Annotated in this window: 1 protein-coding gene; it reads right to left on the bottom strand. The window is 62.8% G+C overall.

Annotated elements, in window-relative coordinates:
• On the bottom strand, positions 1-1,193 hold a 1,193-nt coding region (locus tag BLU64_RS16945; protein WP_139171547.1), incomplete at both ends, for an Ig-like domain-containing protein.

The raw sequence follows: 1,193 nt of genomic DNA, 5'->3' as shown, positions 1-1,193 counted from the left end.
CATACGTTGCCGTTATCCGACGCGGTGACGGTAGTCTGGTACGACTGGTCGCCGATGGTCACGGTCACCGTATCGCCCACCTGCACGTCGTTGCCGACGCGACCGGTGATGGCCTGCGGCTGTCCCGCTTCGGCGATATTGACGGTGTTATCACCGGTGACGTTATCGATAGTGATGGACGCTTCCGGCGCGGCCGTATCTACCGCATAACCGTGGTCGGCAGATGCCGTGGTCGGGTTACCCGCCGCATCCGTGGTGGTGACTTCCGCGTGGATCTGCGCGTTACCGGCCAGCACCTCGCCCGGTACAGAGACGCTCCACACATTGCCGTTGTCCGACGCGGTCACCGTGGTCTGGTAGGCCTGGTCGCCGATGGTCACGGTGACCGTGTCGCCCACCTGCACGTCGTTACCGACGCGACCGGTGATGGCCTGCGGCTGACCCGCTTCGGCGATATTGACGGTGTTATCTGCCGTCACGTCATCGATAGTGATGCTCGCTTCCGGTGCCGCCGTATCAACGGAATAACCGTGGTCGGCCGTGGCAGTCGTTGGGTTACCGGCCGCATCCGTGGTGGTGACTTCGGCATGAATTTCATTATTACCGGCCAGCACCTCGCCCGGTACGCTGACACTCCACACATTGCCGTTATCCGACGCGGTCACCGTAGTCTGGTAAGACTGATCGCCGATGGTCACGGTCACCGTGTCGCCGACCTGCACGTCGTTGCCGACGCGGCCGGTGATGGCCTGCGGCTGTCCCGCTTCGGCGATATTCACCGTGTTGTCGGCCGTCACATCGTCGATGGTGATGGACGCTTCCGGCGCGGCGGTATCGACCGCATAACCGTGATCGGCAGAGGCCGTGGTCGGGTTACCGGCCGCATCCGTGGTAGTCACTTCAGCATGAATTTCATTGTTTCCGGCCAGTACCTCGCCCGGCACGCTCACGCTCCACACGTTGCCGTTATCGGAGGCGGTGACGGTAGTCTGGTACGACTGATCGCCGATGGTCACGGTCACCGTATCGCCCACCTGCACGTCGTTGCCGACGCGACCGGTGATAGCCTGCGGCTGTCCCGCTTCGGCGATATTGACGGTGTTGTCACCAGTGACATCGTCGATGGTGATGGAGGCTTCCGGCGCGGCGGTATCGACCGCGTAGCCATGATCGGCAGATGCCGTGGTCGGGTT

Source organism: Lonsdalea quercina, from assembly GCF_900107885.1.
GTDB classification, from domain to species: domain Bacteria; phylum Pseudomonadota; class Gammaproteobacteria; order Enterobacterales; family Enterobacteriaceae; genus Lonsdalea; species Lonsdalea quercina.
This window is presented reverse-complemented; position numbering and strand designations above follow the sequence as displayed.